The sequence below is a fragment of the Pseudolactococcus laudensis genome (assembly GCF_013449735.1).
Lineage (GTDB): Bacteria > Bacillota > Bacilli > Lactobacillales > Streptococcaceae > Pseudolactococcus > Pseudolactococcus laudensis.
The window spans coordinates 1-8,454 of record NZ_JACBNY010000036.1; the positions used below are offsets into that span (position 1 = coordinate 1).

The window sequence follows — 8,454 nt, forward strand, 5'->3', positions numbered from 1 at the left end:
ATAAGAATAAACAGTCAAGTGGCGTCTGTAACATAAAGAAAAACACAGTAGACTATGCTTAGTTTTCTGTGTTTTTTTCTAATTTCATTTAGAGGTGAATTAATTGGTAGTTATTAGAGGTGCCCTTTATACTGAAACACGTGCACCGGGGTTCAACGGTTATTATGATTATGAACATTTTTCAACGGGTGCTGATAACCTAACAATCACGTTAAAAAATATCAAGTACGGTAATGCTACTTGTCCTAATAGCACTTGGTACGGTATTATGCGCGTTAACAATCAAAATACCAACTTAGTGATTGAAAATATTGATTACGACATTCAAAAAGGTGGTCAACCATTTTATGCCAATAACGAGACCAATACATTGACCTTCAAAGGTAAAAATAGTTTTAAGGCAGGGACATCTGGTGGTGGTTATGATGGTGAGTTTGCCCAAGGTTTTACAAATATCAACTTCGCCGATAATAGTCAAACAAAAATTTATAACGATACTTATAATGAGTCAGCATTTTTTTGGGGACCTAGTAAGCAAGTTGTGACAGTTGGTAAGAATGCTTTGGTCGATATTAGTACGAGTAAGCAATATCTTTCCTATGATGGCACTTCTTTTAATTTAAATGTGCAAGAAAAAGGACAGTTCAAATATAGAGCTATTTCTGGTACCAATCATGTGACACAAATTGCAGCATTAAAGCTTACTGGCACGATTAATATGGATTTTGCCGAAGATGCTATTGGTCGTTTTACAACAGAGAAGAATGGTTTTTCTTGTCAAGACCCAACAATTAGTGTAACTTCACCTAATTATATTTTATTTGATGCCACATCAGGCAAGTCACCTCTAGGTTCCATTGCACTAAACTTGACTCGAAAAGATTCGGATGGCTATCGATATCCGATTAACTATTTGAAAAGTGGTCAAAAAGAATTAACCGCTAATATGACAGGGAATAGAAGTATTACGGCATCAACTATTAACAGTGGCGAATCAGTTGTTTATGCCCGTGCACCGCAAATTACGAACTTCAGTGCTGTTCCTACGGTAGGAGATGACCTGAGTCAAATAACTGCTCAGGTTAAGCAATGGACACCAGAAAATCTAGCGGCCGGTAGTAAAATCAACTATAAATTAGCTACAACAAAGTTGTACTCGGGCAATAATATCTCGACTAGTACTGCACAAACATCTATCAATAATGCCTCCTCGGCAAATGGTGTCCGAGACTCGAGAAACGTTGCTATTACGACGGATATTGGGAAAGACTCGATAAATCAGTATAATGATTTACCTGCACAGACTTATTATGTCTACAGTAGATTAGAGGGGAATCATGTGCCAGGCTATACCTTATCTAGTCTTTGGGTTGAGCAGATGGTAGTGGTACCAACATATCTCAAGGTGAGCTTACCAGATACTTTGGCTTTTGTAACACCAAAAGCAGGTGAGATTACAAAAGAAAATCACTTGGCAAATTATGTTGTAAGCAATCATGGCAATGTACCAGTTAAATTGAATTTAAAATCTTTAACCGTTAATCCAGATAGTGCACAAGACGTGGCACTTGTGGCAAAGTGCCAAAAGAAAAAACAAGTTCATCTGAAATTGGTGGCAGAGTACCCTTCAACTACTGGTGATGTGATGTGGGGGCCTATAATGGTAGGTAGTATCACTGGTCCACCGATTGGGTTGGATGCCTATTGGAATAGCGACCACGAGGCGTCTCTTTATTTTAATGGTGAGCACTCAGTCTCGGTATTAGATGGCGGACCTTATCATGTCAATTACAAGTTGGCTGTTGCAATTAGCCAAGCATCATAAAGATTAGGAGTGGGAGATGCAGAATCAAAATATAGAACAGGAAGCACAAGAAAATCAAACGAAGAGATACAAAAGAAAGGTATTAATCTTCTTGCTGTTGCTTTTATTAGCAGGTGTCGGTTATAGTCTTTACCATGTCTTTGGGCAAAAGCCCAAAGAAAATGTGACGGTTATTAGTGGTGATTTTCTACCTGAGGGTAAGGATGCTAAAAAGATGTCAGATAAGGAGCTTAAGAAATTCGCTCAGAAAAAGGCGGATGACAGTCAATTTAATATGATGATTGGTTCAAAAGCTATGATTAGTAATCAGTCTCAACAAGGGACGCTGCATATTAAAAACCCTCAGACTAATACTTATCCGGTCAATGTTGTGATTACGGATGACCAAACAGGCGATGTGATTTATACGTCTGGTGCGATTGAGCCAGGAGAGGAGGTGAGTCATATTGCGCTAGAGAAAACATTAACTAAGGGAACGCATCCTGCAATGGTACGTTTTAGTTTATACGATGAAAAAACGAGAGCTAAAAAAGGTGAAGTTACGGCGGGTGTCAGTTTCATCGTCGACTAATTACTTATCATTCAATTATTATATATTATTTTAGGAGAAATCATGAAAAAAATACTTTCAACTTTACTTATTTCATCAGTTGTATTCGGTGGTGCACAAGCTGTTATGGCGCAAGATATTGTTGGTGCTACTGATGCAGATATCACTGTCAACGGGACACTAGGTGCTGATAATACAGACCCAGGCTCAACAATTCCTGAGAAGGATGTTGACTGGATTAACGTGACTGTACCCACTGATACGATTTTTTATAACAAAGTGAGTGAACCTGCCATTAAAGCACCAACTTATGATATCGTCAATCATTCTGGTCGTCCTGTTATGGTTAGTGTGAATCGTTTTGTTGATGCTGCAGGTGTCACAAATCCTACGTTGCCAAATGATTTTGATTTGAATTTGGATGTAACGGGAAATAATGTCACAGCAGCAAGTACAAAATTGATTGACCAAGGTGTGCTTAATAAACCAACAAATGAATTGATTACATTGGCAAATGGTGTTGACCAATATACAAAAAATGATACGGCAGTAGCGGCAAGTTCAGCAATGAATAATAAAGCAACCTTCACATATAGTGGTACTGCAACAGCATCTACACCTTTGAAATTAGGTTATACTTTGAGCTTGAGATTTGACTCGGTTGCCTTTTAAGCGATAATATCTAAGTCATCAGGAAGGAGATTTCAGGGTGATTGCAGCAACCATATCAGGCCAATTAGGTCTGGCGGATAAAAATAACTCAACTGATAAAGAAACCAAGTTACCTCAAAAGAGAAATAATAATCCAATACATTATACAGCTCACAAGCAAATGGTATTGTCTAATACAGGTGGTTTTCCTCATGTAGGAGATATGCGAGAAGTAAGCAGTGTGATGCTCATCGGATTGCTTTGCTTGATTGTCGCTCTTATTCTTAGAACACTCCCCAAAATTAAGTCTCATTTTAAAGTCTAAGCCTTTATAGGCTATGCAGGGAATCAAAAGAGATTGGGACAAAAGTCTCTAACAAATATGTGGTTTTAATGCCAAATTCGCATTCTTTTGGTAAAACAATACGAAATCGGTAAGAAAATTGACATTTTTATGCGAAATTCGCATTCTTTTGCCAAAACAATACCCATTTGGTAAAAAAAACATTTACTATTTCGTGATAAACTGATATTCTTTCTGGAAAATTAGGTGAATAAAAAAAGCAGACTCAGACAATCATTTGATTATCTGAGTCTGCTTTTCTCTTTTAGTGACTGAGAGCTTTTGTCTCAGTCTCTTTTTGGTGTTTAAAAAAAGCTCTCACTCATAATTTTTCGTAAAAAAATAAGACATCAGTTCCGTGAGGTCTTATTTTAATTGGTGATAACGGTCATACCAAATGGCAACGTATTCCTTAGAAAATGGCCCCTTACCTTCATTAATCCAGTCAACTAAAATCTTGACATTTTCTTTTAAGATAAAATCAATATCTTCTGGATAATGCATTTGACGTTTGTGACGCTCATATTCTTCGACATCCAACAATTTTTTCTCACCGTCAGCAAACACCTTGACATCAAGGTCATAGTCGATATATTTAAGGGCTTCATTGTCAAGCGTGTAAGGACTGGCCAAGTTACAATAGTAGCTTACGCCATTTTCGCGAATCATGGCAATAATATTGAACCAAAACTTCTTGTGGAAATAAACAATAGCAGGTTCGCGGGTCACCCAACGTCTGCCATCGCTCTCAGTCACAAGCGTATGGTCATTCACACCAATAATCGAGTTTTCGTTAGTCTTCAGCACCATCGTATCACGCCAAGTACGATGCAAGCTTCCGTCGTGTTTATAGCTTTGAATCGTAATAAAGTCGCCTTCTTTGGGGATTTTCATCATCCTACCAACTTTCTAACATTCAAAGTTCTCAACAAGAATTATACCATTTTATCCGTCATTTGTCAGATTTGAACGTCGAAAATAACCAAAGACTTTTTCACTTCCTCTGAAAAATGCGTGAGGAGATAAGCATCGAATTCTTTTGTTTTCTTAACCAGATTATAACGCCTATGAAGATTGTAGGAGTTGTGCTGTTGATAGATAGGATAGGCTTTGAAGTAATCACTCACTAAACACCATTCCCGTTTATATCCGAGCGGCTTTGATTGATAGTGAACGGTATCAATTACTTGCTCATAAGATCGATGATTATGCCCAAAAACAACTTCTTTGATACCATGTTTAACAAAAATCGAATGAAATTGCTCAGACCCTAAAAAAGCATTGAACTTAACAAATTTAGGATGAGTCATCAAAAAAGAACGCTCAGGTACAAAATGCATAGCGATGATTAAATCAGCTTTATCAGCCGCTGTCATACTTGTCAAGACGGTATCAAGTTTATTTAAGATACGGTTAGTCACCGTCATATCATCGGCATCTCGTATAATTTTCCGGTCGAACCAAAACGTATTTTTAGTCCGCAAATTTTGTTCAATACTAATATCTGGACAAAAAGAATAGTCATACCAACCTGCAAAACTAAGTAATTTTTTCTGACCAATTGACCGAAGTTGAAAGTCATTTGCAGTGATATCTGACTCGGTCATGCCCAACATATCATGGTTGCCAAGATTATAAGAAACTGTAAAATATTGAGATAGACGTGCTAAAAAAGGCTTTGACAAATTTTCAAAGTCATTTGAGATATCACCTGCTAGATGCATATCTGTTATGTCTTGCTCTTGTAAGGTTTGGATTAAGATTTGTTCATATTTTTCATCAAACTGATTAACATCCAAATGCAAATCAGAGAGAATGGCCAGCTTTTTCATAATTTAAGTATAGCATATTCTCTTTAATCATCTTTCATATTTTACCGTTTTTAGCAAAAACAAGCTAATCTGTCTGATTTTTTTACATACGTACTGTAACAGTTTCATTATATCCTAGGTTAAAAAGATAGCATTTTTAATTATCTGGCAGTATAATAAATTTTGTTAAATTAAATCATGCAATTAAAATAGTTACATGAAGTGAAGTTATACATCACATTAAAACAATCCTAGGAGGAAAAAATGAAGTTTAAAACAGGTATTGCATTGATTTTAAGTGCCACAACAATAGGCATTGAGACTCGCCTAATCACAACAAGCGCTGCTGCAGATGCACAAGAAGAAAAAACGCCAACGCACGCTTTAAATTCGGTGACACAAAGAACGGTAACAGTTTATCCAACAGACTTTTTAACTTACTTTCAACGCAACGGATCAGCTGCAAATTTTAATTATGATACCCAAAATTTTGTACAAACGTTAACACCAAATACGAAAGATCAATCTGGTAATGTGACATTGAAAACAAAAGTAGACATGTCACAGAATTTCACGTTGTCTGGCTCAATTAATTTAGGCAATAAAAGCAGTCGGACTGGCGGTGCTGACGTTGTTGGTTTTTTATTTCATCCAGGCAATACAGATGTTGTTGGTGTAAAAGGCGGTGCAGCTGGTATTGGGGGCGTCCAAGGGGCTTTTGGTTTTAAATTAGATACCTACTACAACTATGATGGTGACCCGTACTTTTATCCTGACCCAAGTGAATTTTCACCTAGTCAGGCTTATGGTGCTTTTGTAGATGGTACAAGTGGTGTGGCACAAACTCTAGAAGAAGGCGCACAACCTATATCACAACCCAGTAATAATCAATTTAAATCTTTAAAAATGTCCTATGATGGCACTTCAAAAATAATGACAGTGGCTTATGATGGTAAGATTTGGCAGCAAGATGTTAGTGACTTGATTGGTACGAATCAATCAATGGCCTTTTCAATTTCTGCCTCTACAGGTGATAATTTTAATTTGCAGCAATTACAGTTATCAAACTTTCAGTATACCATTGCTCAAGGAACTGTTCATGCTAATTATTTAGATGAAAATGGACAATCCCTTAAAGCTACAATCACAACAAGTGGTGATATCGATACCCTCTATACAACGAATCAAGCGACAATTTCAGGTTACACTTTTGAGCGCGTGACAGGCGCTGCACATATAGGCACATATCAAGCAAACGTTCAAGATGTCAATTACATCTATAAACGAAATCAAGGTTTTGCGACTATTACATATATTGACGATACGACTGGGCAAGTTTTAACTCAAAAAGAAATTACAGGTGCCACTGGGGAGACGACTAATTATACGACAAAGACAGATATTGCAACTTTTCTAAGTAAGGGATATCAATACGTCTCAGATAATTTTCCAAAAGTTGGTGTTGTTTTGTCCGATCAACATCAAAATTTCGAAGTACATTTGACGCATCAGTCAATTAAAACAACTGAAAATAAACAAGTAAAAGAAGTTGTTCACTATCAATACGAAAATGGCAAACAAGCCTTAAATGATTATCTTGCGATACCTTTAAAATTCACTCGGACAATCACAACTGACCAAGCGACAGGCGGTAAAACTTATGGTAACTGGCTTGCGGCTAAAGAAACGACATTTAATAAGGTAATATCACCTACCCTTAAAGGATTGACACCTGATGCTAGCCAAATTGCTGCCATTGACAAGGTGACGGGAGATACAGCAGATATTGACAAAACGGTGGTTTATCGGGCGAATCATGAAGAGGCTAGCGTAGACTATCTTGATGATACAACACATCAAACTTTAACGGTCAAAGACTTGTCAGGCGATTTTGGCGCAAGCGATGCTTACCGGACGGCTGAGATGATTCAACATTATCGAGCACAAGGCTATGCTTTGGCATCAGATTCTTATCCGACATCGGGTGTGGTCTATGATGAAGACGGCGTCGTAAAACACTACCATGTGCATCTCGCGCATCAAACAAATGCTAAAAGCGAGGCTAAAATTGTTAATGAAACGGTGCATTATCAGTATCAGAACGGTAGTCAAGCTGCAGATGATTATACGGCATCACCACTTCGGTTTACACGAACAGTTATATCTGATAGGGTGACAGGCAATCAAATTAAAGGTAGCTGGACACCAGTCGGCGAAACGACTTTTGGAACCGTGACGTCTCCTAGTATTCAAGGTGATACACCCGACCAATCTCAAATTGATGCCGTACTGTTTGTGTCAGGAGATTCGACTGATATTGTTAAAACTGTAATCTATGCGGCAAATCCAGAAAAGGCCAGAGTTACATATCTTGATGATACGCGTGACAAAATCTTATCTAGTCAAGAACTGACAGGAGATTTTGGCACAAGAGATAATTATAAAACTGATGAAACAATTAAAAAATATCAGGGTCAAGGCTATGCGCTAGTCTCTGATACTTACCCTAAAACAGGTGTCATTTATGATGAGGATGGTCGTGTGAAATATTACGAGGTACATTTATCACATGATACAGTTAAGTCGATTGAGACTAAGACAGTATATGAAGTGGTGCATTATGTTTATCAAAATGGTGACAAAGCAGTCACTGATTTTGTGGCAATACCACTTGAGTTCACTCGAACTGTTGCAACCGACCAAGCAACAGGTGATAAAACTGATGGTGACTGGATAGCGAGCAGTGGTACTTCATTTGATAAGGTCATATCACCTAGCCTTAAAAATTATACACCTGATGAACCACAAGTTGCTGCCATTGACAAGGTGAGTGGTGAGACAAAAGATATTGTTAAAACGATTGTCTATACGAAGGTACCTAGGCCGGTAAAAATGCCAACGGATAAAGATAAGGTAGTACCTCACTATCCTAGTCAACCAAGTGAATCTGGTCATAAGACTCAAACGCCGTCTGTCCCTGTCATCGCGCAAGCTAGTAAAAAAGAATTGCCAGATACGGGTGCGAAAAGTGGTATATCTGAAACTATCTTTGGTGTTATTATCTTTTTTGCGACAGCTAAATGGCTAAAATTCAGAAAAAATCAGGAATAACTTTTTGATGCACAAGTGTTAAAAAGTTAAGGTTAAACCCGAATTGCTAGTTGATTATTTAGCCATGACTTGATACCCGATAGAATATCTTAAAGTCTCTGGTTCCAGTGATTTAGCTGATTTTAACAGTAAAGAATACGCTAAAAGTATTATCTCTAATTTC

The 8,454-nt window shown here is 37.5% G+C and carries 7 protein-coding genes and 1 pseudogene; 5 read left to right on the forward strand and 3 right to left on the reverse strand.

What is annotated here, in order from left to right; all coding sequences use genetic code 11:
* Positions 1-103: 103 nt before the first annotated feature.
* The 4 genes from HZR21_RS10795 to HZR21_RS10810 are packed head-to-tail and all read left to right on the forward strand — an operon-like array spanning position 104 to position 3,351.
* Positions 104-1,825 (forward strand): hypothetical protein, encoded by a 1,722-nt coding sequence (locus HZR21_RS10795; protein WP_180747634.1) that lies wholly within the window; start codon positions 104-106, stop codon positions 1,823-1,825.
* 16 nt (positions 1,826-1,841) lie between these two features.
* Positions 1,842-2,396, forward strand: coding sequence for a hypothetical protein (locus tag HZR21_RS10800; protein ID WP_180747635.1), 555 nt, complete (start codon positions 1,842-1,844; stop codon positions 2,394-2,396).
* A 42-nt stretch (positions 2,397-2,438) separates the two neighbouring features.
* Entirely contained in the window at positions 2,439-3,047 is a 609-nt protein-coding gene (locus tag HZR21_RS11840) for a hypothetical protein (RefSeq protein WP_246307854.1), read from the forward strand.
* Positions 3,048-3,084: 37 nt separating this feature from the next.
* Positions 3,085-3,351, forward strand: coding sequence for a hypothetical protein (locus HZR21_RS10810; RefSeq protein ID WP_180747636.1), 267 nt, complete (start codon positions 3,085-3,087; stop codon positions 3,349-3,351).
* A gap of 384 nt (positions 3,352-3,735) precedes the next feature.
* Here the strand turns inward: HZR21_RS10810 and ntdP are convergent, their stop codons facing one another.
* The gene (gene ntdP, locus HZR21_RS10815) at positions 3,736-4,263 is read right to left on the reverse strand and encodes a nucleoside tri-diphosphate phosphatase (protein ID WP_031365692.1); all 528 of its coding nucleotides are present in this window, start codon (positions 4,261-4,263) and stop codon (positions 3,736-3,738) included.
* A 65-nt stretch (positions 4,264-4,328) separates the two neighbouring features.
* Positions 4,329-5,201 carry a metallophosphoesterase gene (locus tag HZR21_RS10820; protein ID WP_180747637.1) on the reverse strand — a complete coding sequence of 291 codons (873 nt, stop codon included), beginning with the start codon at positions 5,199-5,201 and terminating at the stop codon, positions 4,329-4,331.
* A 243-nt stretch (positions 5,202-5,444) separates the two neighbouring features.
* Here HZR21_RS10820 and HZR21_RS10825 point away from each other — a divergent pair, with 243 nt between their 5' ends.
* Positions 5,445-8,291 (forward strand): lectin-like domain-containing protein, encoded by a 2,847-nt coding sequence (locus HZR21_RS10825; RefSeq protein WP_180747638.1) that lies wholly within the window; start codon positions 5,445-5,447, stop codon positions 8,289-8,291.
* Positions 8,292-8,345: 54 nt separating this feature from the next.
* Here HZR21_RS10825 and HZR21_RS10830 read toward each other — a convergent pair.
* Positions 8,346-8,454: pseudogene (locus tag HZR21_RS10830) on the reverse strand (IS982 family transposase); the annotation flags it as partial.

Coding starts and splice junctions, on each gene's coding strand:
- HZR21_RS10800 (WP_180747635.1), top strand. CDS start 1,842: ATGCAGAATCAAAATATAGAACAGGAAGCACAAGAAAATCAAACGAAG.
- HZR21_RS11840 (WP_246307854.1), top strand. CDS start 2,439: ATGAAAAAAATACTTTCAACTTTACTTATTTCATCAGTTGTATTCGGT.
- ntdP (WP_031365692.1), bottom strand. CDS start 4,263: ATGAAAATCCCCAAAGAAGGCGACTTTATTACGATTCAAAGCTATAAA.
- HZR21_RS10820 (WP_180747637.1), bottom strand. CDS start 5,201: ATGAAAAAGCTGGCCATTCTCTCTGATTTGCATTTGGATGTTAATCAG.
- HZR21_RS10825 (WP_180747638.1), top strand. CDS start 5,445: ATGAAGTTTAAAACAGGTATTGCATTGATTTTAAGTGCCACAACAATA.